At 54.3% G+C, this 24824-nt stretch carries 25 protein-coding genes; 13 read left to right on the top strand and 12 right to left on the bottom strand.

All coding sequences use genetic code 11. From position 1 onward, the window contains the following. Positions 1-5: 5 nt before the first annotated feature. A complete protein-coding gene (locus tag C0557_RS14375; protein ID WP_074777596.1) occupies positions 6-806 on the bottom strand; it encodes a PTS mannose/fructose/sorbose transporter subunit IIC in 801 nt (266 codons plus the stop codon). A 63-nt stretch (positions 807-869) separates the two neighbouring features. Beyond that, positions 870-1832 carry a PTS mannose transporter subunit IIAB gene (gene manX, locus C0557_RS14370; protein WP_208659016.1) on the bottom strand — a complete coding sequence of 321 codons (963 nt, stop codon included), beginning with the start codon at positions 1830-1832 and terminating at the stop codon, positions 870-872. A 313-nt stretch (positions 1833-2145) separates the two neighbouring features. Here manX and C0557_RS27675 point away from each other — a divergent pair, with 313 nt between their 5' ends. Both C0557_RS27675 and yoaE read left to right on the top strand, forming a co-directional pair. After that, on the top strand, positions 2146-2304 hold the full coding sequence (locus C0557_RS27675; protein ID WP_371813135.1) for a hypothetical protein: 159 nt from the start codon (positions 2146-2148) through the stop codon (positions 2302-2304). Further along, positions 2292-3851: a TerC family protein gene (yoaE, locus tag C0557_RS14365; protein WP_208659015.1), complete on the top strand. Its 1560-nt coding sequence runs from the start codon at positions 2292-2294 to the stop codon at positions 3849-3851. The genes C0557_RS27675 and yoaE overlap by 13 nt, the downstream gene beginning before the upstream one ends. A gap of 3 nt (positions 3852-3854) precedes the next feature. Here yoaE and C0557_RS14360 read toward each other — a convergent pair whose 3' ends face one another. The 4 genes from C0557_RS14360 to pabB form a co-directional block, all read right to left on the bottom strand. Next, entirely contained in the window at positions 3855-5453 is a 1599-nt protein-coding gene (locus C0557_RS14360; protein WP_208659013.1) for an EAL domain-containing protein, read from the bottom strand. Positions 5454-5610: 157 nt separating this feature from the next. Further along, positions 5611-6975, bottom strand: coding sequence for an L-serine ammonia-lyase (sdaA, locus tag C0557_RS14355; protein WP_074777589.1), 1365 nt, complete (start codon positions 6973-6975; stop codon positions 5611-5613). A gap of 173 nt (positions 6976-7148) precedes the next feature. Beyond that, positions 7149-7727 carry a CoA pyrophosphatase gene (locus C0557_RS14350; RefSeq protein WP_208659011.1) on the bottom strand — a complete coding sequence of 193 codons (579 nt, stop codon included), beginning with the start codon at positions 7725-7727 and terminating at the stop codon, positions 7149-7151. Positions 7728-7730: 3 nt separating this feature from the next. Then, positions 7731-9083, bottom strand: a complete 1353-nt coding sequence (gene pabB, locus C0557_RS14345; protein WP_208659009.1) for an aminodeoxychorismate synthase component 1 — start codon at positions 9081-9083, stop codon at positions 7731-7733. Positions 9084-9164: 81 nt separating this feature from the next. Here pabB and C0557_RS14340 point away from each other — a divergent pair, with 81 nt between their 5' ends. Then, on the top strand, positions 9165-9347 hold the full coding sequence (locus C0557_RS14340) for a YoaH family protein (protein WP_035887444.1): 183 nt from the start codon (positions 9165-9167) through the stop codon (positions 9345-9347). Here C0557_RS14340 and C0557_RS14335 read toward each other — a convergent pair whose 3' ends face one another. Continuing rightward, entirely contained in the window at positions 9348-9692 is a 345-nt protein-coding gene (locus C0557_RS14335; protein ID WP_074777585.1) for a RidA family protein, read from the bottom strand. 111 nt (positions 9693-9803) lie between these two features. Between C0557_RS14335 and C0557_RS14330 the strand changes: the two genes are divergently transcribed. The 5 genes from C0557_RS14330 (at position 9804) to rnd (ending at position 16185) form a co-directional block, all read left to right on the top strand. Further along, entirely contained in the window at positions 9804-11714 is a 1911-nt protein-coding gene (locus tag C0557_RS14330) for an ATP-dependent DNA helicase (RefSeq protein WP_035887442.1), read from the top strand. Positions 11715-11772: 58 nt separating this feature from the next. Continuing rightward, a complete protein-coding gene (gene tsaB / locus C0557_RS14325) occupies positions 11773-12468 on the top strand; it encodes a tRNA (adenosine(37)-N6)-threonylcarbamoyltransferase complex dimerization subunit type 1 TsaB (RefSeq protein WP_074777581.1) in 696 nt (231 codons plus the stop codon). Between the two features lie 36 nt (positions 12469-12504). Then, positions 12505-13095: a Slp family lipoprotein gene (locus C0557_RS14320; protein ID WP_208659006.1), complete on the top strand. Its 591-nt coding sequence runs from the start codon at positions 12505-12507 to the stop codon at positions 13093-13095. Positions 13096-13300: 205 nt separating this feature from the next. Beyond that, positions 13301-14986 (top strand): long-chain-fatty-acid--CoA ligase FadD, encoded by a 1686-nt coding sequence (gene fadD, locus C0557_RS14315; protein WP_208659004.1) that lies wholly within the window; start codon positions 13301-13303, stop codon positions 14984-14986. 83 nt (positions 14987-15069) lie between these two features. Beyond that, positions 15070-16185, top strand: a complete 1116-nt coding sequence (rnd, locus tag C0557_RS14310; protein WP_208659002.1) for a ribonuclease D — start codon at positions 15070-15072, stop codon at positions 16183-16185. A gap of 88 nt (positions 16186-16273) precedes the next feature. Here rnd and minE read toward each other — a convergent pair whose 3' ends face one another. From minE to minC, 3 genes are read right to left on the bottom strand one after another with little or no spacing between them, the layout of a single operon-like run. Beyond that, complete coding sequence (gene minE, locus C0557_RS14305) at positions 16274-16540, bottom strand: cell division topological specificity factor MinE (RefSeq protein ID WP_007371651.1); 267 nt, start codon at positions 16538-16540, stop codon at positions 16274-16276. 3 nt (positions 16541-16543) lie between these two features. Further along, the gene (gene minD / locus C0557_RS14300) at positions 16544-17356 is read right to left on the bottom strand and encodes a septum site-determining protein MinD (protein ID WP_007371652.1); all 813 of its coding nucleotides are present in this window, start codon (positions 17354-17356) and stop codon (positions 16544-16546) included. 22 nt (positions 17357-17378) lie between these two features. Beyond that, entirely contained in the window at positions 17379-18071 is a 693-nt protein-coding gene (gene minC / locus C0557_RS14295; protein ID WP_074777572.1) for a septum site-determining protein MinC, read from the bottom strand. A 122-nt stretch (positions 18072-18193) separates the two neighbouring features. On the opposite strand from minC, the gene C0557_RS14290 reads away from it, so the two are divergent. The 3 genes from C0557_RS14290 to C0557_RS14280 all read left to right on the top strand — a co-directional run bounded on the left by C0557_RS14290 (position 18194) and on the right by C0557_RS14280 (position 19814). Continuing rightward, complete coding sequence (locus tag C0557_RS14290) at positions 18194-18469, top strand: YcgL domain-containing protein (protein WP_074777571.1); 276 nt, start codon at positions 18194-18196, stop codon at positions 18467-18469. Positions 18470-18614: 145 nt separating this feature from the next. Beyond that, complete coding sequence (locus C0557_RS14285) at positions 18615-19274, top strand: fumarylacetoacetate hydrolase family protein (protein WP_208659000.1); 660 nt, start codon at positions 18615-18617, stop codon at positions 19272-19274. 93 nt (positions 19275-19367) lie between these two features. Beyond that, complete coding sequence (locus C0557_RS14280) at positions 19368-19814, top strand: YcgN family cysteine cluster protein (protein WP_007371656.1); 447 nt, start codon at positions 19368-19370, stop codon at positions 19812-19814. Positions 19815-20041: 227 nt separating this feature from the next. On the opposite strand, the gene dsbB is transcribed toward C0557_RS14280, so the two are convergent. After that, on the bottom strand, positions 20042-20572 hold the full coding sequence (dsbB, locus tag C0557_RS14275; RefSeq protein ID WP_208658998.1) for a disulfide bond formation protein DsbB: 531 nt from the start codon (positions 20570-20572) through the stop codon (positions 20042-20044). A gap of 329 nt (positions 20573-20901) precedes the next feature. On the opposite strand from dsbB, the gene fadR reads away from it, so the two are divergent. Further along, on the top strand, positions 20902-21621 hold the full coding sequence (fadR, locus tag C0557_RS14270) for a fatty acid metabolism transcriptional regulator FadR (RefSeq protein ID WP_007371658.1): 720 nt from the start codon (positions 20902-20904) through the stop codon (positions 21619-21621). Between the two features lie 36 nt (positions 21622-21657). On the opposite strand, the gene C0557_RS14265 is transcribed toward fadR, so the two are convergent. After that, positions 21658-23190, bottom strand: a complete 1533-nt coding sequence (locus tag C0557_RS14265; RefSeq protein WP_208658996.1) for a SpoVR family protein — start codon at positions 23188-23190, stop codon at positions 21658-21660. 317 nt (positions 23191-23507) lie between these two features. On the opposite strand from C0557_RS14265, the gene C0557_RS14260 reads away from it, so the two are divergent. Continuing rightward, the gene (locus tag C0557_RS14260; protein ID WP_208658994.1) at positions 23508-24806 is read left to right on the top strand and encodes a D-amino acid dehydrogenase; all 1299 of its coding nucleotides are present in this window, start codon (positions 23508-23510) and stop codon (positions 24804-24806) included. Positions 24807-24824 lie beyond the last annotated feature (18 nt).

The following is a 24824-nucleotide window of genomic DNA, read 5'->3' as shown; positions in this document are numbered from 1 at the left end:
ACCTGTTAATCCAGTTCGTTATCAAGATCGTTATTACCCGCCGCCGGAGCAGAGCCACCTGCGGAGCGGTTATATTTCGGGCTGAGCTGAATGTAGAGAATCGCCATTACCGCACCGATAACACCCAGCGATACCAGGTTGAAATTGGTAAAGGCGGCGGTTACAAAGCCGAGGTAGAAGAATGGCATCAGGTAGCCTGCGCGCATCATGTTGATGACCATCGCATAACCTACCACCACAATCATGCCGCCGGCGATATTCAGACCGCTGGTCACCACTTCAGGAATGGCGTTCAGCATGCTCTGCACTTCGCTGGTGCCGACAGAGATGGCGACAATCACCGCCGGAATGGCGATACGCATGGCTTGCAGGAACAGGGAAGAGACGTGGATCCACGAGAGCGCGGTCAGGTTGCCGTTTTCAGCCGCCTTATCCGCCGCATGCTGGAAGCCTACGGTGATAGTACGAACGATAATGGTCAACACCTGGCCCGCAGCGGCCAGCGGGATGGCCAGCGCGATACCGGCACCGATACTTTGATGTCCGCCAATGACCAGAATGGTAGAAATGATCGACGCCAGCGCGGCATCAGGGGCAACTGCGGCACCGATGTTCATCCAGCCCAGCGCGATCATTTCCAGGGTACCACCGATGATGATACCGGTTTTCATATCACCCAGGACGATACCCACCAGCGTACATGCCACCAACGGACGGTGGAACTGGAATTCGTCCAGTATCGACTCCATACCGGCGATACATGCAACCACGAACACCAGCACAATCTGAAGAGTGGTAATCTCCATTGTACTTCTCCTATAGCTAAATCAGACGTAAATGTGAAAACTGAGTTAATCAGGCCGCCGCGGTTAGTTCGCCACTTTGCTGATCAAATCCATCATTTTCAGTTTCGGATCGTTTGAAACTTTACGGACTTCCAGTTCGATGCCGCGTTCGTTCAGTTTTTTGAATGCTGCGATATCTTTCTCATCGACCGAAACAGCGTTGTTCACCTGGGTTTTGCCCTGGCGATACGCCATACCGCCAATATTGACGCTGGTGATTTTCACGCCGCCTTCAACAACGCGTTCCACATCAGTCGGGTTAGTGAATAACAGCATGACGCGTTCACCCGCATATTTTGGGTTGTTGTAGACGCGCAGCATTTTGGCGACATCCACGACATGCGCAGTTACGCCGGGAGGGGCAACCTGGGTTAACAGGGTTTTACGTACGGTATCCGCTGCCACTTCATCGCTGACGACGATAATGCGCGTGACATTGGTCTCTTTGGTCCAGCGAGTTGCCACCTGGCCGTGGATCAGACGGTCATCGATGCGCGCAAGGCCGATAACCATGTAATCATTCGGACCCATTGGCTTCGCAGGCGCTGCTGCTTTTGCCGCCGCAGGAGCAGGAGTTGGTTTTTCAACAGGTTGCGCTTTCAGGGCTTTCACCCCCTCACGTCCTGTTTCGACGGCTAACGCTACCAGTTCGTCGAAGGTCGGGTTATCGTCCCTGGCCATCAGTGTTTCCACCAGCATCGGAACGTTCACGCCGGCAATGACCTCGTAATGCTCTTTATCGACGACAATACGGCTGGCAGCGTTAAACGGACTACCGCCCCATGTATCGACGAGAAATAGCACGCCCTTGCTGGTTTCCAGTTTCTCCAGTTGCGCGTTGTACTTTTCGATTAACGTTTCCGCATTTTCACCGGGAACGAAATCAATCCAACCGACGTTCTCCTGCTCGCCCAGCAGCATTTCGGCGGTTTTCAGCAGTTGTTCCGCGGCCCAACCATGTGTGCCTATAACAATAGCAATGGTCACTTGCTACCTCCTTCTTCTTGTCGTTAACACACCACTAATTGATGTATTGTGGAATCTGTCCCGGTAAACCGAATCGATTCAGATATAAGGGTTAAAAGCAAAAGACTAATTTCCGTCGTGAATTATTTTAGATAGTGAAAAAATAATTTATGTGATGAAGATCCGTAATTTAGGTTTCGTGTACATGAAAATTCGGAGCGCAAAATATCCACATAATTTGCAAAGTCTGGTAAATCTTTGCCAACAATAAATGCTCTCTGTTATGTTTACCGTTCGTTTAATTAGTCAGGAGTAAAGGGCTGTAGCCCACCGTATGGACCGTCACCGACGTCAGTTCACCTTTAGGCCTTTCAGTGCCGCGCATTCCGGCGTTTTCCGCCACTTTCCTAATATGTTCAATGCCATCACGCCTGTGCATACTCGCACATCATTGCGTCACGCTTGTTGCAGGAGCCTGTCATGGAATTCTTAATGGATCCCTCGATATGGGCGGGATTGTTAACGCTGGTTGTTCTGGAAATCGTACTGGGTATTGATAACCTGGTGTTTATTGCCATCCTTGCCGACAAACTACCGCCCAAACAGCGTGATAAAGCACGCCTGCTCGGTCTGTCGCTCGCGCTGGTCATGCGCCTTGGCCTGTTGTCGCTGATTTCATGGATGGTGACGCTGACCCAACCGCTTTTCTCCGTGGGGAGTTTCAACTTCTCCGGTCGCGATTTGATCATGCTATTTGGTGGTGTGTTCCTGCTGTTCAAAGCCACAACGGAACTGCATGAACGGCTGGAAAACCGCGAACATGATGGCGGGCACGGAAAAGGCTATGCCAGTTTCTGGGTGGTGGTCCTGCAAATTGTTATTCTTGATGCCGTTTTCTCGCTGGATGCCGTGATCACCGCTGTCGGTATGGTGAACCATCTGCCGGTCATGATGGCGGCAGTCGTTATCGCTATGGCGGTCATGCTGCTGGCATCGAAACCGCTAACGCGTTTTGTTAACCAGCATCCGACGGTCGTCGTGCTCTGTCTGAGCTTCCTGCTGATGATCGGCCTGAGTCTGGTGGCCGAAGGCTTTGGTTTCCATATTCCGAAAGGCTATTTGTACGCGGCGATTGGTTTCTCCATCATCATTGAATTTTTCAACCAGGTTGCCCGACGTAACTTTATTCGCCATCAGTCGAATTTACCGCTGCGTGCGCGTACAGCAGATGCCATTTTGCGTCTGATGGGTGGTCGTCGCCAGGCAAGCCCGCAAATCGAAACCGATAGCCAGGCCACGGTACCGGTGCCGGACGGCGCATTTGCTGAAGAAGAACGCTATATGATCAACGGCGTGTTGACGCTGGCGTCCCGTTCGCTGCGCAGTATCATGACGCCGCGCGGCGATATCAGTTGGGTGGATGCCAGCCTGAGTGTCGATCAGATCCGTCAGCAACTGCTCTCGTCACCGCACAGCCTGTTCCCGGTATGCCGTGGCGAGCTGGATGAAGTGATCGGTATTGTTCGCGCGAAAGAGATGCTGGTGGCGCTGGAAGAGGGGGCTGATGTCGCCGCTATCGCTGCGGCCAGCCCGGCCATTGTGGTGCCGGAAACGCTGGATCCTATCAAACTGCTGGCTGTGTTGCGCCGGGCGCGCGGCAGCTTTGTGATTGTAACGAACGAGTTTGGTATGGTGCAGGGGCTGGTCACGCCGCTGGACGTGCTGGAAGCGATTGCCGGGGAGTTCCCTGATGCGGATGAAACGCCGGAAATCGTGGCCGATGGCGACGGCTGGCTGGTGAAAGGCACCACCGATTTACATGCGTTACAACATACGCTCGGCATTGATAACCTGGTCAATGACGACGAGGATGTCGCGACAGTGGCCGGTCTGGTTATCTCCGCCAAAGGGCAAATCCCACCGGCGGGCGAAGTGCTGGAAATCGCGCCGTTACACATCACCGTCGTCGAAGCCAACGACTATCGTGTGGATCTGGTACGCATTGTTAAAGAGCAGTCGGAACACGACGAAGAGGAGTGATCCTCAGCCCGGCGTGAAAGGCAAAGCATGACCGTTTTGCCGCGTTGACGGGGTCTCCCTGTGCCCCGCCAGCCACGCCGGGAATGCCTTGATGGGCATTGGCTCGGCATAGAGAAAACCCTGCAATGTATTCACCCCCTGCTGTCGCAGATGCTGCGCTTGTAGCGGGGTTTCAACCCCTTCGGCCACCAGTTCAATATTCAGCCTCTGCCCTAACGCAATGATCATATCGGTGACCGTTGAATTAATGGCATCGGTGCCGATGGTTTTGGTGAAGGATTTATCAATTTTCAGCACGTCGGGGTGTAACTGCTCCAGCCAGGCCAACGAACTGTTGCCGGTGCCAAAATCATCTATCGCAATTTTTACCCCCCGGCGCCGAAGGTCCTGCACCATTCGCGAATCCATTTCGAATAGCACATCGCGTTCCGTCAGTTCGATAATTAATTGCTGCATTGGGTGGTGATTAAACCAGAGCTGATTTAAGTCCCGCAGCAGTTCGCCGTTGCGTAAATGGCTCGGGGCCGCATTAATACCAATATGGAAATGGACATCGTCGGGGAAAAAATGCAGTTGCTGCTGAATCTCCGTCAGTACGTAGCGGGTCAGCGGCGCGATCAGGTTATGTTCTTCCGCTATCGAAATAAACACTTCCGGCGAAATCCAACCCTGGCGCGGGTTATGCCAGCGCAGCAAGATCTCTACGCCATCGCACTCTAATGTGCGCGCTTTCAGCAACGGCTGACAGAACAGTTCAAATTCGCGTCCGGCAATCCCAAGGTTGATCTCGCGGGAAAAACTCATGCGGCTGGCGGTGGCAAACCAGGCGATAAAGCCGGTCAGCAGACTCATCATCAGCGCCAGCGGCAACTGTGACGGCAGATGTAATAATGCGAGTTTCGCCGCGCCCGGCCCGCTGACGCTGACGCTGAAAGGGAAATTCGTTGATACGCGCTGGTACGCTCTTTCATCACCCAGCGGTGGCAAAGTGGTCATGATGCCTTTGCCATGCACCAGATGTTTGCCGCTTACGCTCAGCACAGCGTGCGTGATCAGCGGCGCCTGCGGTTCCAGCACTAAATCGCTCAGCAGATCGATATTGACTGCTTCAATGACGCCATCCTGCCCGTCTTCAGAGGTGGGATACCACATAATCAGCACCGGGCGACCCTTCAGCAATGTCTTGTCCGTTGAGAGCATCAACAGAGGTTCCCGGGTGGGAAGGAACGATTGCACCTGTTTTATTGGCACATCGCGGTAACCAAAAATACTGGAGCAATAAAGAATGCCGTCTTTGATCAACGCGACAGCACGCACGGTTTGCAGGCTGGCCGCCTGTTTGCGTAATTGCAAATGCACGCTGGCGCAGGGTTGACCAACCAGTGGAATCAACGTATAGCGGCCTGTCGCCAGCGGCAGTAATAATTGATCAAACGTGTTTACAGCATGTTGGGTAAAGGCGGTAATACGTTGATGATTTAAATTCCGCTCCGAAATAAAACGGAAAGCCAGCGTAAAAATAAGTGCGACAATAGCAACCGACACGGAGACAATAGTGCGCCGCCGTCGATATCTTTTAATGATCCGTTGAGCCGTCTGCATGCCATTGTCGCCTGTGAGCTCCCCGACGTGAAATCCTTGCCAGGATACAGAAAGTGTAGTGGGGAATTAACTTAGCGACGACAAATCGGAGAAATATCATTCCACTGGCGCAATAGCGCGCAAAAAAACGCCGTTCAGTTGAACGGCGCGGAATTATTTAATCACACTGTACTTTGATGGCCAGACCGCCGCGTGACGTTTCACGGTATTTGGCGTTCATATCCTTGCCGGTCTCGTACATCGTTTCTATCACCTTATCGAGGGAGACGCGCGGCGCGCTGGTGCGGCGCATCGCCATTCTGGTGGCGTTGATCGCTTTCACGGAGGCAATCGCGTTTCGCTCAATACAGGGAACCTGTACTTGCCCGGCGACCGGATCGCAGGTCAGACCAAGGTTGTGTTCCATACCGATTTCCGCCGCCACGCAAACCTGCTCCGGGCTGGCGCCGAGCAGTTCAGCCAGACCCGCCGCCGCCATGGAACAGGCTACGCCAACTTCGCCCTGACAACCGACTTCCGCCCCGGAAATGGAGGCGTTCATTTTGTAGAGCGTACCGATAGCGCCTGCGGCGAGGAAGTAACGGATGTAGATATCCGGGCTAACGGATTCAATAAAGTGATCGTAATAGGCCAGCACGGCAGGCACGATACCGCAGGCGCCATTTGTCGGCGCAGTCACCACGCGGCCCCCGGCAGCGTTCTCTTCGTTCACCGCCAGCGCGAACATGTTCACCCAGTCGACCACATTCATCGGATCGTGGGAGAGTTTATCGCTGGCGACCAGCAGACGGCGCAGCGCGGAAGCCCGGCGCGGTACGCGCAGCGGCCCAGGCAGCACGCCTTCGGTGTTCATGCCGCGATCGATACAGGCGCGCATGGTTGCCCACACATTGCCGAAATAGTCTTCGATCTCTTTTTTCGAGTGCAGTGCCAGTTCGTTCTGCATCACCATGCCGGAGAGGGACAAGCCCGTCTCTTTGCAATACTCCAGCATCTGAGTGGCGGATTTGAAGGGATATGGCACATTGACGGCGCTGACCGTCTCCTGACCAAAATGCTCTTCATCGACGATAAAACCGCCGCCAATGGAATAGTAGGTTTTGCTGTACACCACGTTATCGCCATTCCACGCTGAGATGCGCATACCGTTTTCATGTAGCGAGAGGTTATCGCTGTGAAAACGCATGCCGTCATCCTGCGGGAAATCCACTTCGTGGCGGCCTTGCGCCAGCAGCAGACGACCACGAGTCTCTACGTCGCGGATAAACGTGGGGATCGCGTCGATATCGACGGTGGCAGGTTCATTACCTGCGAGGCCCATAATAATGGCGATATCGGTATGGTGGCCTTTCCCGGTGAGGGAGAGTGAGCCGTAAACGTCCACCGCAACGCGGGTAACGCTTTCCAGCAATCCTTTTTCGACCAGATCATCGACGAACTGCTTCCCGGCCTTCATCGGGCCAACAGTGTGGGAAGATGAGGGACCAATCCCCACCTTAAACATGTCGAATATACTAATCACATTAACGCTCCTGACAGGGTTACCGGCGTTCCAGTAACGATGTAATAACTGCGCATAGTGTAAGAGGGATGCCCGCCGTCAGCTTAACTATTCACATGAATTAAACTAATGGCTAACCCTGATATTACTAATAGCGCGCACACTGTCACAAAAATGTTATGCGTAAAGTATAGTCAAGGCTTGCGGCCAATTTGCAGCGCCAGCGAACGAATAATTCCGGCCGTCATGCCCCAGACAAAATAATGCTGATACCAGGAGAGCCACACGCGATGTGCGTTACCGTGGCGATGGATGTCGAGCGGATGGTAGCGTCCAAGCCGCAGCGCTTCGGCCAGCGGCATTTCGAAAACCGCCGCCACTTCATCTTCGCTGGCATGGTAGTGAAGATCTGGCGGAATAATGCCCACCACCGGTGTGACCTGAAAGCCTGTGACGCTATCGACCGGCGGCAGAACGCCGATGACTTCCACCGCATCGGGAGGAATTGCCACCTCTTCCTGCGCTTCCCGCAGCGCGGCGGCAATCAGCGATGCATCGGTACTGTCGACCGCGCCACCGGGAAAAGCGACCTGACCGGCATGTTTACGCAGCAGCGGCGAGCGCTGCGTCAGCAGCAGGCCTGGCTGCTGGCGCCGCACCACCGGTACCAGCACGGCGGCCTGGCGGGTATTCATCACCGCCGGATTGAGCTGGGGACGTAACAGTTGAAAGCGTGATAAAAAATCATCCAGAGTTAAAGCCACTTGCTCCACGAATCATCTCTCCAGTTGTCGCAGGATACGATTAACTTTATCAAAAGTTTCCTGATACTCCGCTTCTTCCTGGCTGTCGGCGACAATCCCACCGCCCGCAGAGCAGTATATTTGCCCGTCGCAGGCGGTTAACGTACGGATGGTAATGCTGGTGTCCATGTTGCCGCAAAAGCTCAGATAACCAATGCTGCCGCACCAGGCATTACGTCGCTGTGGCTCCAGGACATCAATAATTTCCATGGCGCGCACTTTGGGTGCGCCGGTAATCGAGCCGCCAGGGAATGCTGCCCGCAGCAGATCGCAAGCGTGGCGATCCTCCGGCAGCTCTGCCGTGACGGTACTGACAAGGTGATGGACGGCGGGGAAGGCTTCGACGACAAACAACTCCGGCACGCGCACCGAACCCGGCGTCGCCACGCGACCAATATCATTACGCATCAAATCGACGATCATCAGATTCTCGGCGCGATCTTTCGGCGAGGCGGCGAGTTTCTGCGCCTGTTGTGCATCCGCTTGTGGATCGGCAAGCCTTGGCAGCGTACCTTTGATCGGCCGCGTCTCAATGTGCGAGCCGTCAAGACGAATAAAACGTTCCGGAGAAAGGCTTAATATGGCGCCCTGCGGCAGGCGTAAAAATGCACTGAATGGTGCGCGGTTTTCGCGGTTAAGGCGGGTAAATGCCTGCCACTCATCGCCCGTATAGCGTGCCTGAAAGCGTTGAGCGAGGTTAACCTGGTAACAGTCGCCGCTGTGCAGCCACTCCTGCACCTGGCGAAATTTTTCACCGTATTCGGCGCGGCTCATATTTGCCTGCCACGGTGACGTCAGCCGGAAATCGTCCTGCTGCGGCGCGCGTTGCGCCTGCAACCAGGCCAGACGGGCATTGACATCGGTATGGCTCAGCAGAGTAACCCGCTGCAACCGGTGGTCAACGACCAGCGCCCAGTCATAAATGCCAACGGCCATATCAGGCAAGGTAATATCCGCCTGCGCCCGCTGCGGCAGTTTTTCGAAGCGGCGGCCTAAGTCGTAGCCAAACAGGCCGAGCGCACCGCCCTGAAAGGGCAAATCCGGGTTGTGTGCCGGACGCAGATTGTGCGCCTCCAGCTGTTGTTGCAGCAATTGCAATGGATCGCTGCGGCTTTCATGCCTACCGTTAAGTGAGGTTATTTCTCCGCGGGTCGTGATCGTGGTTAGCGGATCGGCAACCAGAATATCGAAACGGTTATGCGGATGCTCGGCGAGACCGGAGTGCAGCAACATCGCCCAGGGCTGCTGACTAAGGCGCGCAAAGTAGTATTCGGCTGCGTCGTGGCGCCACGGTAACGTAATAACGGCGGGGGATAACGTCTTCATTGATCCTCATCTGCGTCTTCGGCTGGTGAATTATGCGGACGCATGAAATAATTAGCGCCAATAATTTAGCAGGAGTTCACGATGTTTGCAGGTTTACCTTCCCTCAGCCACGAGCAGCAGCAAAAAGCCGTGGAGCGTATCCAGGAGTTAATGGCCGGCGGCATGAGCAGCGGCCAGGCGATTACGCAGGTTGCAGAAGAGTTGCGCGCCAGCCACACGGGCGAACGGATCGTGGCGCGCTTTGAAGACGAAGAGGACGAGTAATTACAGCGCGGCGATGATTTTGATTTCCACTTTATAGCGCGGGTTCATCAACTTTGCCTGCACGGTGCAGCGCACGGGCGCATGGCCCGCAACAACCCACGCGTCCCACGCTTTATTCATCGCGGCGAAATCGTTGCCATCGGGCAGAAAAATAGTGGCATCGAGGATGCGTGATTTGTCGCTGCCTTGTTTTGCCAGCACGGCATCGATTTGCGCCAGCGTATTTGCTGTCTGCTCAAACGCATCGGCGTCCAGATTTTCCGGCACTCCGGTGTAATAAAGGGTCTGGTTGTGGATCACCACATCAGACCAGCGATCCGCCGCGTCAATACGCACAATTGTCATAATACACCTTCTTATTTTCCATACAGTCGCGGGCAAGAGTGCCACAAAAACCCGGCTGGCGTAAATCCGCCCACCCTGACATAATCACTGTCGATTTAACCAGGGGGTAGTGTGACGGACGATTTTGCAACAGACGGCCAACTGGCCAAAGCGATACCGGGATTCAAACCGCGTGAACCGCAGCGCCAGATGGCGCACGCCGTGATGCAGGCCATCGACAATACCCAGCCGCTGGTGGTAGAAGCCGGTACCGGCACCGGGAAAACGTACGCCTATCTCGCACCCGCCTTACGCGCCGGTAAAAAAGTCATTATCTCCACCGGTTCAAAAGCGTTGCAGGATCAGCTCTACAGCCGCGATCTGCCCACGGTAGCCAACGCGCTGGAATTCACCGGGCGTACCGCACTGCTGAAAGGCCGCTCCAACTACCTCTGTATTGAACGCCTGGAACAGCAGGCGCTGGCCGGTGGCGATCTGCCGGTACAAACCCTGAGCGATGTAATTCTTCTGCGCTCCTGGTCAAACCAGACTACCGATGGCGATATCAGCACCTGCGTCAGCGTAGCTGAGGATTCGCAGGCCTGGCCGCTGGTCACCAGCACCAACGACAACTGTCTGGGCAGCGATTGCCCGATGTACAAAGATTGCTTTGTGGTTAAAGCGCGCAAAAAGGCGATGGATGCTGACGTGGTGGTGGTGAACCACCATCTGTTTCTCGCCGATATGGTGGTGAAAGAGAGCGGCTTCGGTGAGCTTATCCCGGAGGCTGACGTGATGATTTTTGACGAAGCGCACCAGCTCCCGGACATCGCCAGCCAGTATTTTGGTCAGTCGCTCTCCAGCCGCCAGTTACTGGATCTGGCGAAAGATTTCACCATTGCTTATCGCACCGAATTAAAAGATACCGCGCAGCTGCAAAAGTGCGCCGACCGGCTGGCGCAAAGCACGCAGGATTTCCGCCTGCAACTTGGTGAGCCCGGCTATCGCGGCAACCTGCGTGAATTGCTGGCCGATGCCAATATCCAGCGCGCGCTACTGCTGCTCGATGATGCGCTGGAACTGTGCTACGACGTGGCGAAACTCTCCCTTGGGCGCTCGGCGTTGCTTGATGCCGCTTTTGAGCGGGCGACCACTTACCGCGCGCGGCTCAAGCGTCTGAAAGAAATTAATCAACCCGGTTACAGCTACTGGTATGAATGCACCTCGCGCAACTTCACCCTTGCGCTGACGCCATTGACGGTGGCGGATAAGTTCAAAGAGGTGATGGCGCAGAAAAAGGGGAGCTGGATTTTCACGTCGGCGACGCTTTCCGTGAATGACGATCTGCATCACTTTACGGCGCGTCTCGGGATCGACGAGGCGGAATCGCTGCTGCTGCCGAGTCCTTTCGATTATCAGCATCAGGCGCTACTGTGCGTGCCGCGCAATCTGCCGCAGACCAACCAGCCTGGCTCAGCCCGGCAACTGGCGGCCATGCTGCGCCCAATGATTGAAGCCAACAATGGCCGCTGTTTTATGCTCTGTACGTCGCACGCCATGATGCGTGAACTGGCAGAGCAGTTCCGCGCCACGATGAGCCTGCCGGTGCTGTTGCAGGGGGAAACCAGTAAAGGCCAGTTGCTGCAACAGTTCGTCAGCGCCGGTAACGCGCTGCTGGTGGCGACCAGCAGTTTCTGGGAAGGCGTGGATGTGCGCGGCGATACGCTGTCGCTGGTGATCATCGATAAACTGCCGTTTACCTCGCCGGAAGATCCGCTGTTAAAAGCGCGCATGGAAGATTGCCGTCTGCGCGGCGGCGATCCGTTCGATGAGGTGCAACTGCCGGATGCGGTCATTACGCTGAAACAGGGCGTCGGGCGTCTGATCCGCGACATCGACGATCGCGGCGTGCTGGTGATTTGCGATAACCGCCTGGTGATGCGGCCCTACGGCGCGGTGTTCCTTGCCAGCCTGCCGCCCGCGCCGCGCACGCGCGATATTCGCCGCGCCGTTGAATTTCTTGCTGCGCGCCCGGCGCAGTAATTTGCCGGGGACTGTGGTAAGATGCGCGCCATTTTGTTTTTCATGGACCGCTATACCCATGCGAATTCTGGCTATTGATACCGCCACAGAAGCCTGTTCTGTCGCCCTGTGGAACGATGGTACTACCTTCGCTCATTTCGAACTTTGCCCACGTGAACATACCCAACGCATCCTGCCGCTGGTCAGGGATGTGCTGGGTGACGCCGATCTTAAACTGACGCAACTTGATGCGCTGGCCTTTGGCCGCGGGCCGGGGAGTTTTACCGGCGTGCGTATTGGTATTGGCATTGCGCAGGGTCTTGCGCTGGGCGCAGAACTGCCGATGATTGGCGTTTCAACGCTGGCAACAATGGCGCAGGGCGCATGGCGTAAAACTGGCGCAACCCGCGTACTTGCTGCGATTGATGCACGTATGGGGGAAGTCTATTGGGCGGAATACCAGCGTGACGAGCAGGGCGTCTGGCACGGCGAAGAGACGGAAGCGGTGCTCAAACCGGAAGCGGTGAGCGAACGCCTTCAGCAGCTTGATGGCCAGTGGGCAACGGTCGGTACCGGTTGGCCGGCATGGCCGGAGATGGGCAACGGTAATGCGCTGACGCTGACAGACGGCGAAATCCTGCTGCCGACTGCAGAAGATATGCTGCCGCTTGCGCAACAACTGTTCGCCGCACAGAAAACCGTTGCCGTGGAGCACGCTGAACCGGTTTATTTACGTAACGAAGTGGCATGGAAGAAACTTCCTGGCCGGGAATGAATCTCAGTAATAACAACTGAGTGAAGGAGTCGCATCATGGCGGGTCAAAAGAGAGTTATGCGCTGGTTGCTGGCAGGGCTGGCAACGGCGGTGTTGAGTGGTTGTGTTTCTGTGCCTGACGCGATTAAAGGAACCAGTCCCACGCCGCAGGACGATTTAGTCCGGGTGATGAATGCGCCGTCGCTGTACGTCGGCCAGGAAGCCCGCTTCGGCGGCAAAGTCGTTGATATCCAGAACCAGCAGGGGAAAACCCGTCTGGAGATCGCCTCCGTACCGCTCGACAGCGGTGCCCGCCCGGTACTGGGCGAACCATCAGTCGGGCGAATTTATGCGGAGGTAAACGGCTTCCTCGATCCGGTTGATTTCCGCAATCAACTGGTCACAGTGGTTGGACCGATTACCGGCACTGCGGATGGTAAAATCGGCAACGCCCCATACAAATTTATGGTGATGCAGGCGACCGGCTATAAACGCTGGCATCTGACTCAACAAGTGATGATGCCGGCTCAACCGATAGATCCGTGGTTTTGGGGGCCGCCTGGCCGACACGGATGGCGAACAGGTTATCCTGGCTGGGGCTGGTACCCGCCAGAACCCGCCCGTGTAGAGACCATCGTGACAGAGTAATCTCTTGTTTTATTGAATAAATGAGACAGCGGCTAAGCCGCTGTTTCTGTCTGTGGCTGTGTATAACAAAAATAATTAGTGACGGGCTTCGCAACCTTCAGTTCGCTTAATTAATAAACTGGTACGCTGAGTTAATATTATGTTAACAGCTTGTTTATTAAATGGGGTTGTGATGACCAGAAATACTCATTTCAGAGGTGATGCATTGAAGAAGGTTTGGCTTAACCGTTACCCCGCCGATGTTCCGGCGGAGATCAACCCCGACCGTTATCAATCCCTGGTAGAACTTTTTGAACACTCCGTCGCGCGTTACGCCGATCAACCCGCCTTCATCAACATGGGCGAGGTGATGACCTTCCGCAAGCTGGAAGAGCGTAGCCGGGCGTTTGCCGCTTATTTACAGCAAGGCCTGGGGCTGAAAAAGGGTGATCGCGTCGCGTTGATGATGCCAAACCTGCTGCAATATCCGGTCGCGCTGTTCGGCATTTTGCGCGCGGGCATGATTGTGGTGAACGTGAATCCGCTTTACACCCCGCGTGAACTTGAGCATCAACTGAATGACAGCGGTTCTTCCGCGATTGTGATTGTCTCCAACTTTGCGCACACCCTGGAAAAGATCGTTGAGAAGACGCAGGTACGTCACGTCATTCTGACCCGCATGGGCGATCAGCTCTCTCCGGCGAAAGGCACGCTGGTGAACTTTGTCGTCAAATATGTGAAACGTCTGGTACCGAAGTATCACCTGCCGGATGCCATCTCTTTCCGCCGCGCGCTGCAAACCGGTTATCGCATGCAGTACGTTAAGCCGGAAGTCGTCGCCGGGGATCTGGCGTTTCTGCAATATACCGGTGGTACAACCGGTGTCGCAAAAGGGGCGATGCTCACGCATCGCAACATGCTGGCGAACCTGGAGCAGGTCAACGCAACTTACGGGCCGCTGTTGCACCGCGGCAAAGAGCTGGTCGTCACAGCGCTACCGCTGTATCACATCTTCGCGCTGACCATGAACTGCCTGCTGTTTATTGAACTGGGCGGGCAGAACCTGCTAATCACCAATCCGCGCGACATTCCGGGGCTGGTCAAAGAGCTGAGCAAATATCCGTTCACCGCAATGACCGGCGTGAACACACTCTTTAACGCGCTGCTGAACAATGAAGAGTTCCGCTCGCTGGATTTCTCCTCGCTGCATCTTTCCGCTGGCGGCGGTATGCCGGTGCAACAGGCCGTTGCCGATCGCTGGGTGAAACTGACCGGGCAGTATCTGCTTGAAGGCTACGGCCTGACGGAATGTGCGCCGCTGGTGAGCGTCAACCCGCATGATATCGATTATCACAGCGGCAGCATTGGCCTGCCGGTGCCGTCGACTGAAGCCAAACTGGTAGACGACAACAACAACGAAGTGCCGCCGGGCGAGCCTGGCGAGCTGTGCGTAAAAGGGCCGCAGGTGATGCTGGGTTACTGGCAGCGCCCGGATGCCACGGATGAAATTATCCATGACGGCTGGCTGCATACCGGTGATATTGCGGTGATGGATGAAGAGGGGTTCCTGCGCATTGTCGATCGCAAGAAAGATATGATCCTCGTCTCCGGCTTTAACGTCTATCCGAATGAAATCGAAGATGTGGTCATGCAGCATGCCGGGGTGCAGGAAGTTGCCGCCGTAGGGGTTCCGTCCGAAAATAGCGGCGAAGCGGTGAAGATCTTCGTAGTGAAAAAAGATGCGTCGCTGAGCGAAGATGCATTAATCGCCTTCTGCCGCCGCCAGCTCACCGGATATAAAGTGCCGAAGCTGGTCGAATTCCGCAATGAACTGCCAAAATCGAACGTTGGCAAGATCCTGCGGCGAGAATTGCGTGACGAAGCGCGTGCCAAAGTGGACAATGAAGCCTGAGCTATGCGTTAGTCGCCTGAACGCCGGTTAAGCCGGCGTTTTTTATGGGCGCAAACTAAAGAGATGATGATTTGAATTACCAGATGATAACGACGAATGACGGCCTGGCTACGCTGTGTGAAGCCGCCAGCGCGTTCCCGGCCATTGCCCTGGATACCGAATTTGTCCGTACCCGTACCTACTATCCGCAACTCGGTCTGATCCAGCTTTTTGATGGTGAACATACGGCACTGATCGATCCGCTGACCATTACCGAGTGGGCGCCGTTTCGCGATCTGCTGATCAACACGCAGGTAATCAAATACCTGCATGCCGGCAGTGAAGATCTGGAAGTGTTCCTCAACGCATTCGGCGTGCAGCCGCAGCCGATGATTGATACCCAGATCCTCGCCGCATTTTGCGGCCGTCCGCTGTCATGGGGATTTGCCGCGATGGTGGAAGAGTTTACCGGTCTGACGATTGATAAAAGCGAATCCCGCACCGACTGGCTGGCGCGGCCGCTGACGGAGCGCCAGTGCGATTATGCCGCCGCTGACGTCTGGTATCTGCTGCCGATCGCCGACAAGTTGATGGCGGAAACCCGCGCGGCCGGGCGGCTGGAAGCGGCGCTGGATGAGTGTCGCCTGATGATGCAGCGTCGCCAGGAAGTGCTGGCCCCGGAAGAGGCGTGGCGCGAGATTGGCAACGCCTGGCAGCTTCGTACGCGCCAGCTGGCCTGCCTGCGTCTGCTGGCAGACTGGCGTCTGCGTAAAGCCCGTGAGCGCGATCTGGCGGTTAATTTTGTGGTGCGCGAAGAGAACATGTGGGCGGTGGCGCGCTATATGCCTTCCAGCATGGGCGAACTGGACAGTATCGGCCTTTCCGGCAGTGAGATCCGTTTCCACGGCAAAACGCTGCTGGCGCTGGTTGCGCAGGCTCAGGAGCTGCCGGAAGAGGAGTTGCCGGAGCCGCTGCTCAATCTGATGGATATGCCGGGTTATCGTAAAGCATTCAAAGCGATCAAAGCGCTGGTGCAGACTATCAGCGAAAGCCACAATATCAGCGTTGAGCTGCTGGCTTCCCGTCGGCAAATTAATCAGTTACTGAACTGGCACTGGAAGCTAAAACCGCAGAATACGTTGCCGGAATTAATCAGCGGCTGGCGCGGGGAATTGATGGCCGATCAACTGAAAACATTATTAGCGGAATACCCGAATTAATAGCTGTAAATAATTACAGTGTTTCGCTGAAATAAACAAAAAAGGCAGAATTTCTTCTGCCTTTTTTAATGCCCGGAAAACGGGAGCTTTATTTCGTTTCTTCCGTTTCCGGCAGGGTAACGTTAAGTTCCAGAATGGAAATATCGTCCCCTTTTTGTTCCAGCTGCACGGTTACCATTTCCGGATCGATTTGCACGTACTTGCAGATCACTTCCAGAATATCCCGCTTGAGCTGCGGTAAATAATGGGGTTCCGCGTCACTACGACGACGTTCCGCAACAATAATTTGCAGGCGCTCTTTCGCAATGCTGGCGGTATTCTTTTTTCTGGAGAGAAAAAAGTCGAGTAATGCCATAGCTTATCCTCCGAACAGGCGTTTGAGGAAACCTTTCTTCTCTTCTTCGATGAAGCGGAAAGGGCGTTCTTCTCCCAGCAGACGATCGACGGCATCGGCATACGCTTTACCGGCGTCAGCGTTGGTATCCAGAATCACAGGCTCACCCTGGTTCGATGCGCGCAGCACGGATTGATCTTCCGGGATCACGCCAACCAGTTTGATACGCAGAATTTCCAGCACATCTTCCATGCTCAACATGTCGCCACGGTTCACACGACCGGGGTTATAGCGCGTCAGCAGCAGATGTTCTTTAATCGGCTCTTCACCATTTTCCGCGCGGCGAGACTTGGAAGCCAGAATGCCGAGGATACGGTCAGAGTCGCGTACAGACGAGACTTCCGGGTTAGTGGTAATGATCGCTTCATCGGCGAAATAGAGCGCCATCAGCGCACCGGTTTCGATGCCCGCCGGGGAGTCGCAGACGATAAAATCGAAGTCCATTTTCTTCAGGTCTTCGAGCACTTTATCCACGCCGTCGCGGGTGAGGGCGTCTTTGTCGCGGGTCTGCGACGCCGGGAGAATATAGAGATTTTCCGTGCGCTTATCTTTAATCAGCGCCTGGTTCAGCGTGGCATCGCCCTGAATGACGTTCACGAAATCGTACACAACGCGGCGCTCGCAACCCATGATCAGGTCAAGGTTACGCAGCCCAATATCGAAATCGATAACTACGGTCTTTTTGCCCTTCTGGGCTAAACCAGTAGCGATGGCCGCGCTGGAGGTGGTCTTGCCAACGCCCCCTTTACCCGAAGTAACAACAATAATGCGTGCCATAGGAGTTCCTTGTTAAAAGGGCTTAATTTAAGGGTTGAATTGTCAAAGCGTCGTTAATTAACTGCAAACGCGCTGCTTTGCCATAAAATTCGGCCGGGATTTTATCGCTCAGCCAGTATTCTCCCGCAATGGAAACCAGCTCCGGCGTGAGATGTGTGCAAAATATTTGTGCTTCTTTATCGCCGCTGGCACCCGCCAGCGCGCGGCCGCGCATCATGCCGTAGACGTGGATATTGCCGTCGGCAATTAACTCTGCGCCTGCGCTAACGTGGCTGGTCACAATCAGATCACAGTGTGGTGCATAAATGCGCTGACCGGAACGAACTGGCATATCAACCAGGCGTGTTTTTGTGACCGGAGTAACAACCGGCGCGGGTTCCGGGGCGCTGACCTGACGCGGCGCTTTCTCTTTGCCTTCTGTCAGTAAGGGAAGCCCGGCGCGTTCGATTTCTGCTTTCAATTCGGTATCTTTACAACCGCTGATGCCGACAACGCGCAGCCCGGATGCGGCAATAGTCTTTTGTAACTGGGGCCAGTTAACCGGGCCTTCCAGCGCAGAGACATTAACAACCACGGGGGCATGTTGTAGAAAAGCAGGAGCCTGAGCGATTTTGTCTTCTAACGCCTGACGAATAACCTCGGGTTTTGCATCATGCAAGTGAACCACTGATAAGGTAAAACTACTGCCTTTTAGCTCGATGGGCGTGTTTGACATCCTGACCTTACTCATTTTGCTATTATTGCTCGCACACGGAGCAATATTCCGAAGACTATCAGGCATGTTATAGTCACTATTATATTCAGGCAAGTAACCACCCGCTAATTCCGAGTAAAAGTATGTTTTGTGTGATCTACCGAAGTACCCGACGCGATCAGACTTATCTGTATGTCGAAAAAAGAGACGATTTTTCCCGCGTGCCGGAGACCTTAATGCAAAGCTTTGGTCAACCGCAGCTGGCAATGATTTTACCCCTCGACGGGCGTAAAAAACTGGTCGGCGCCGATTTGGAAAAAGTAAAAGAAGCACTGACCACTCAGGGCTATTATTTGCAATTACCGCCGCCGCCGGAAAATTTACTCAAACAGCATCTTGCTGATAACGACAAACAATAATCTCCTCTCCCACAGCGGCAGAATTTTCTGCCGCTGCTTATTTTCCTTGCGGCAAAAGCCGTAACATATTGAGATTTGACAAACCGTCAGGCGGCGCGGATAGTCATTTTTCGCTCATGTTCAATGTGTTACTTAGGGGAAAAACATGTATCAACATCATAACTGGCAGGGTGCGCTGCTGGATTACCCGGTGAGTAAAGTGGTTTGCGTTGGCAGCAACTATGCGAAACATATTCAGGAGATGGGGAGCGCCACCCCTGAAGAGCCGGTGCTGTTTATCAAACCGGAAACCGCGCTGTGCGATATCCGCCAGCCGCTGGCTCTGCCGCAGGATTTTGGCTCGGTACATCACGAAGTAGAACTTGCCGTGCTGATTGGCGCCACATTGCGCCAGGCAACGGAAGAGCACGTCAAAAAAGCGATTGCAGGGTACGGCGTTGCGCTCGATCTTACGCTGCGCGATCTGCAAGGCAAAATGAAGAAAGCGGGGCAACCGTGGGAAAAAGCCAAAGGCTTTGATAACTCCTGCCCGATCTCCGGTTTCATTCCGGCGGCGGAATTTACCAGCGATCCGCAAAATACGCCGCTCGGGCTGAAAATCAACGGTGAAGCGCGCCAGCAGGGCACCACGGCGGACATGATCCACAAAATCGTGCCGCTGATCGCTTATATGAGCCGCTTTTTTACGCTGAAAGCGGGGGATGTGATCCTGACCGGTACGCCGGACGGCGTTGGCCCGCTGCACAGCGGCGACGAGCTGGAAGTCAGTTTCAACGGTTTTTCTCTGTCGACCCGCGTTCTGTAAGGCGATTTGCCGCCTTAATCCGGCGGCAAAACTTGCATCCGCATGCCAGACTGGTTATAAGGTGCACCCTGGATTTCAATGGCGGATTTCATCATGAGCGACACCCCTTTCTGGCAAAGCAAAACCCTCGAACAAATGACCGACGCGGAGTGGGAATCGCTGTGCGACGGCTGCGGTCAGTGCTGCCTGCATAAACTGATGGATGAAGACACCGACGAAATCTACTTCACCAACGTGGCCTGCCGTCAGTTGAATATCAAAACCTGCCAGTGCCGCAACTACGAACGGCGCTTCGAGTATGAACCGGACTGCATTAAGCTGACGCGTGAAAATCTGCCCACCTTCGAATGGCTGCCGCCGAGCTGCGCTTACCGTCTGCTGGCTGAAGGGAAATCGCTACCGCTGTGGCATCCGCTGCGTACCGGTTCGAAAGCGGCGATGCATGCGGAGCGTATCTCGGTACGGCATATTGCGGTGAAAGAATCGGAAGTCCAGGACTGGCAGGATCATATCCTCAATAAACCAGAATGGGCGGATTGATCTGCCGAAGTCTCTGTCACGAAAATAAAGCGTTAATTTATTAAGCTGCAATTAACGGCGCTTCACCTTCACGTTTTATATATCGTCGAAATATCGCCAGAGATATTCAGTGAAATTAATGGCGTACGCAGTCAATTAAATCTGAAGCGAAGCGCCAGATGCGCTTTCCCTGTTAAGGCAAGTAATGCAGTGAGGCATAAAAAAAACGCTCCCGAAGGAGCGTTTTTTTAGCGACCGAACAGATCGCGTTTTTTCGGTTTGAACGGCTGGGCAATCAGTACCAGCAGCGCAACAATCAGATAAGCAGCAAAAATACCCAGCAGCCATTGCGGCATGTCCAGCGTCAGAAACTCCCACTGACGTTCTGCACAATCACCTGTAGCAACAAACACTTGCGGCAGCCATTTATTGAGCGGCAGCCACTCAGGAAAACGCGCGGCGAAATCGCAGGTCATAAACGGCGAAGGGTGTAACTGAATCATCGTATGCTCCCAGGCGAGCTGGATACCGCGAATAGCGCTGTAAATCCAGATAACCAGAGCGACATAGCGGAGCGGCGTTTTAGGTGCAATGGCACCCACAATACCTGCGCCCATCACGCCAAATAGCGCACAACGTTCATAAATACAAAGCACGCAGGGTTTCAGCAGCATCACATGCTGGAACCACAGCGCGACCATTTCAAGTGCAAACGCAGTAAGTGCCATAAGAATCCAGGCACCGCGCCCACGCGAGCACTCATTTAAATATCGCAACATAATCTTTTCCCTGGAGATGCGTAGACACCGCAGTGTAAACGAAATCATTGTCGAGGCCACTAGCAGGCATCAAAATAATACGTAATCGAATGTTTATCATGCGGAATGTCAAATTGGGAATAAACTTGCTGTTATTTTGCACGAAACAAAATATTGATAGATTCTGGTTTGTTTCAAATGAAAGGCATGCTGAGTGCAGGGTTAAGCCTTGTAAAATCACGAAAATGGAGATGCGATCCCTTTTTTTCTTCCTGCTGTACGCTACCTGCCCCGGACGGGGTCTGGTATGATGAGTGTCCTTTGCTTAGCTGTGTAATGGAAATTTGTCTATGGTCATTAAGGCGCAGAGCCCGGCGGGTTTCGCGGAAGAATACATTATCGAAAGTATCTGGAATAGTCGCTTTCCGCCAGGATCGATTCTTCCGGCTGAACGCGAACTCTCTGAACTGATCGGCGTCACTCGTACCACGTTGCGCGAAGTGTTGCAGCGTCTGGCACGTGATGGCTGGTTGACTATTCAGCACGGCAAACCCACGAAAGTGAATAACTTCTGGGAAACATCGGGGCTGAATATTCTCGAAACACTGGCGCGTCTGGATCACGAAAGCGTTCCTCAACTGATCGATAATTTGCTGTCGGTGCGTACCAATATCTCAACAATCTTTATTCGTACGGCATTCCGTCTGCATCCGGATCAAGCGTTGCAGGTATTGGCCAAAGCGCGCGAGGTGGAAGATCACGCCGATGCGTTCGCCGATCTGGATTACAACGTTTTCCGTGGGCTGGCGTTTGCCTCCGGCAACCCGATCTATGGGCTGATTCTCAACGGCATGAAGGGGCTGTACACCCGCATCGGGCGTCATTACTTCTCCAGCCCGGAAGCCCGCAGCCTGGCGCTGGGGTTTTATCACCAGCTTGCTGAAGTGTGCGAACAGGCGCAGTACGAAAAAGTCTATGAGCTGGTGCGTCGTTACGGCCATGAAAGCGGTGAAATCTGGCATCGCATGCAAAAAACGATGCCTGGCGATTTAGCGTTGCAGGTTCGTTAAGCAAAAAAAACCCTCTGCGAACAGAGGGTTTTTTCGTTACAGGCTATTCTGGCGAGGTGGGCATCTTTCCAGCAGTTCCACGCTGCCATCTTCATTTTGCTGCTCCAGCAGCACATCAAATCCCCACAGGCGATGCACGTGTTTCAGTACTTCCCGACGGCCTTTATCCAGCGGTGCGCGGTTATGCGGAATATAACGCAGCGTTAATGAGCGATCGCCGCGCAGATCGACATTCCAGACCTGAATGTTGGGCTCCAGATTGCTGAGGTTGTACTGCGACGACAGGCGGGAGCGAATTTCCCGGTATCCCTCTTCATTATGGATTGCCGCGATCTCCAGGTAGTTATTGCGATCGTCATCCAGCACGGTAAAGAAGCGAAAATCACGCATGATCTTCGGCGACATAAACTGGCTAATGAAGCTTTCATCTTTAAAATCACGCATGGCGAAATGCAGCGTTTCCAGCCAGTCGGAACCGGCAATATCCGGGAACCAGTAGCGGTCTTCGTCCGTTGGCGACTGGCAAATACGCTTAATATCCTGGAACATGGCGAAGCCAAGCGCATACGGGTTAATACCGCTGTACCACGGGCTGTTATAAGGGGGCTGGAACACAACGTTGGTGTGACTGTGCAGGAATTCCAGCATAAAGCGGTCGGTCACTTTCCCTTCATCATAGAGATGGTTGAGGATGGTGTAATGCCAGAAAGTCGCCCAGCCTTCATTCATCACCTGCGTCTGTTTTTGCGGGTAGAAATACTGGCTGACTTTACGCACGATGCGCAGGATCTCACGCTGCCATGACTCCAGCAACGGCGCGTTCTTCTCCATAAAATAGAGCAGGTTTTCCTGCGGCTCAGACGGATAGCGGCGCGTTTCGGCGATGGTTCGCTCCTCTTCGCGTTTCGGCAACGTACGCCACAGCATATTCACCTGGCTTTGCAGATACTCCTCGCGGCTTTTCTGCCGGGCTTTCTCCTCCTGCAACGAGATTTTTTGCGGGCGTTTGTAGCGATCCACCCCGTAGTTCATCAACGCATGGCACGAGTCGAGCAGCTTTTCGACTTCATCGACGCCGTACCGCTCTTCGCAGTCGGTAATGTATTTCCGCGCGAAAATAAGGTAATCGACAATGGAACTGGCGTCGGTCCAGCTACGGAACAGGTAGTTATTCTTAAAGAAAGAGTTGTGCCCATAGCAGGCATGCGCCATCACCAGCGCTTGCATGGTGATGGTATTTTCTTCCATCAGATAAGCGATACACGGGTTGGAGTTAATGACGATCTCGTAAGCCAGCCCCTGTTGCCCGTGTTTATAGAGCCGTTCGGTTTCAATGAATTTCTTACCAAACGACCAGTGAGGGTAGTTGATCGGCATACCGACGCTGGAGTAGGCATCCATCATCTGTTCTGAAGTAATGACTTCAATCTGATGCGGGTAGGTATCCAGCCGATAAAGTTTTGCCACCCGGTCGATTTCGGCCAGATAGACATCCAGTAGATCAAAAGTCCAGTCGGGTCCATCACTCAGACGAATAGAGTCCTTATTCATTGAGTCAATCGTAGCCATTAGCGCGCCCTCATTGTTAGAACACTCTCTGTATGGAGCGTCTCATTTCAAGCATAGAACACGCAATCAATTCTGTACGGCAGGGCACTTTTTTGTTCGCGAATTTTGAACCTGCCACAGGTCTTAATAACCGCTTTTGCAAAATTTTATACTGCGGCGAAATGTCGCACAGCAGGAGATGCTAAATAATCGCAGGCCTTGTGATACGGCGAAGCTGTGAGGAGTGTCACCATAAAAAAGCCATATGTTGAATAATATTTTCATCTGGGTTATCAATTTGTAATTAGACGATCGTGCTTTACTCACAGGAGAGGGATATGCGAGTTGTTGTATTGGGAAGCGGCGTTGTGGGCGTCGCCAGTGCCTGGTATTTGCGTCAGGCGGGTCATGATGTCACGGTGATTGACCGCCAGCCGGGTCCGGCACAGGAAACCAGCGCCGGTAATGCCGGGCAGATTTCTCCCGGTTATGCCGCTCCCTGGGCCGCGCCGGGTGTGCCGCTGAAGGCCATCAAATGGATGTTCCAGCGCCATGCCCCGCTTGCTATCAGCCTTGACGGCACCTCATCGCAGCTGAAATGGATGTGGCAGATGCTGCGCAACTGCGACGCCCGGCACTATGCAGAGAACAAAGGGCGTATGGTGCGGCTGGCAGAGTACAGCCGCGACTGCCTGAAGCTGCTACGTGAAACCACCGGTATTCAGTATGAAGGGCGGCAGGGCGGCACCTTGCAGCTCTTTCGCACCGCCGCACAGTATGAAAACGCCACCCGCGACATTGCCGTGTTACAGGATGCAGGCGTTCCTTACCAGTTGCTGGAATCCGCGCGTCTGGCTGAGGTAGAGCCTGCGCTGGCGGAAGTGGCGCACAAATTAACCGGCGGCCTGCGTTTACCGAACGATGAAACCGGCGACTGCCAGCTTTTTACCCAACAACTTGCCAGCATGGCAGAGCAGGCCGGGGTGGTCTTTCGCTTCAATACGCCGGTGGATCGTCTGCTGTATGAAGGCGAAAACATCTATGGCGTGAAGTGCGGCGAAGAGGTGGTAAAAGCCGATGCGTATGTGATGGCCTTCGGCTCCTGGTCAACCGGGCTGCTGAAAGGCATTGTTGATATTCCGGTATATCCGCTGAAAGGCTACTCGCTGACGATCCCTGTTGCGCAGGAAGACGGCGCGCCGGTTTCCACTATCCTCGACGAAACTTACAAAATCGCCATTACGCGGTTTGATCAGCGCATTCGTGTCGGCGGCATGGCGGAAATTGTCGGTTTCAACACCGAGCTGCTGCAACCGCGTCGCGAAACGCTGGAAATGGTGGTGCGCGATCTCTTTCCGCGCGGTGGTCGCGTTGAAGAGGCGACATTCTGGACCGGCCTGCGCCCAATGACGCCGGATGGTACGCCGGTTGTTGGCCGTACGCCGTATAAAAATCTGTGGCTCAACACTGGTCACGGTACGCTGGGCTGGACCATGGCCTGCGGTTCCGGTCAGTTGCTCAGTGATTTAATGTCCGGCAAAACGCCTGCTATTGCGGCGGACGATCTCGCCATCGCCCGCTATTTACCCGGCTTTACCCCGGCGCGCGCGCAGCATCTGCATGGCGCTCATAACTGATAAATATAAGGAAAAATG

This window comes from Kosakonia sp. MUSA4, from assembly GCF_013085925.1.
Lineage (GTDB): Bacteria > Pseudomonadota > Gammaproteobacteria > Enterobacterales > Enterobacteriaceae > Kosakonia > Kosakonia sacchari_B.
Note: the sequence above shows the minus strand (reverse complement) of the source record. Positions and strands in the feature narration are given on the sequence as shown.

Bases quoted from the DNA above. Each gene is read 5' to 3' on its own strand.
- yoaE (WP_208659015.1), top strand. From the start codon at position 2,292: ATGGAATTCTTAATGGATCCCTCGATATGGGCGGGATTGTTAACGCTG.
- C0557_RS27675 (WP_371813135.1), top strand. From the start codon at position 2,146: ATGGACCGTCACCGACGTCAGTTCACCTTTAGGCCTTTCAGTGCCGCG.
- tsaB (WP_074777581.1), top strand. From the start codon at position 11,773: ATGCGAATTCTGGCTATTGATACCGCCACAGAAGCCTGTTCTGTCGCC.
- fadR (WP_007371658.1), top strand. From the start codon at position 20,902: ATGGTCATTAAGGCGCAGAGCCCGGCGGGTTTCGCGGAAGAATACATT.
- C0557_RS14320 (WP_208659006.1), top strand. From the start codon at position 12,505: ATGGCGGGTCAAAAGAGAGTTATGCGCTGGTTGCTGGCAGGGCTGGCA.
- minD (WP_007371652.1), bottom strand. From the start codon at position 17,356: ATGGCACGCATTATTGTTGTTACTTCGGGTAAAGGGGGCGTTGGCAAG.
- C0557_RS14335 (WP_074777585.1), bottom strand. From the start codon at position 9,692: ATGACAATTGTGCGTATTGACGCGGCGGATCGCTGGTCTGATGTGGTG.
- C0557_RS14360 (WP_208659013.1), bottom strand. From the start codon at position 5,453: ATGCAGACGGCTCAACGGATCATTAAAAGATATCGACGGCGGCGCACT.
- minE (WP_007371651.1), bottom strand. From the start codon at position 16,540: ATGGCATTACTCGACTTTTTTCTCTCCAGAAAAAAGAATACCGCCAGC.
- C0557_RS14285 (WP_208659000.1), top strand. From the start codon at position 18,615: ATGTATCAACATCATAACTGGCAGGGTGCGCTGCTGGATTACCCGGTG.
- dsbB (WP_208658998.1), bottom strand. From the start codon at position 20,572: ATGTTGCGATATTTAAATGAGTGCTCGCGTGGGCGCGGTGCCTGGATT.
- C0557_RS14260 (WP_208658994.1), top strand. From the start codon at position 23,508: ATGCGAGTTGTTGTATTGGGAAGCGGCGTTGTGGGCGTCGCCAGTGCC.
- C0557_RS14340 (WP_035887444.1), top strand. From the start codon at position 9,165: ATGTTTGCAGGTTTACCTTCCCTCAGCCACGAGCAGCAGCAAAAAGCC.
- minC (WP_074777572.1), bottom strand. From the start codon at position 18,071: ATGTCAAACACGCCCATCGAGCTAAAAGGCAGTAGTTTTACCTTATCA.
- C0557_RS14290 (WP_074777571.1), top strand. From the start codon at position 18,194: ATGTTTTGTGTGATCTACCGAAGTACCCGACGCGATCAGACTTATCTG.
- C0557_RS14265 (WP_208658996.1), bottom strand. From the start codon at position 23,190: ATGGCTACGATTGACTCAATGAATAAGGACTCTATTCGTCTGAGTGAT.
- C0557_RS14375 (WP_074777596.1), bottom strand. From the start codon at position 806: ATGGAGATTACCACTCTTCAGATTGTGCTGGTGTTCGTGGTTGCATGT.
- rnd (WP_208659002.1), top strand. From the start codon at position 15,070: ATGATAACGACGAATGACGGCCTGGCTACGCTGTGTGAAGCCGCCAGC.
- pabB (WP_208659009.1), bottom strand. From the start codon at position 9,083: ATGAAGACGTTATCCCCCGCCGTTATTACGTTACCGTGGCGCCACGAC.
- C0557_RS14280 (WP_007371656.1), top strand. From the start codon at position 19,368: ATGAGCGACACCCCTTTCTGGCAAAGCAAAACCCTCGAACAAATGACC.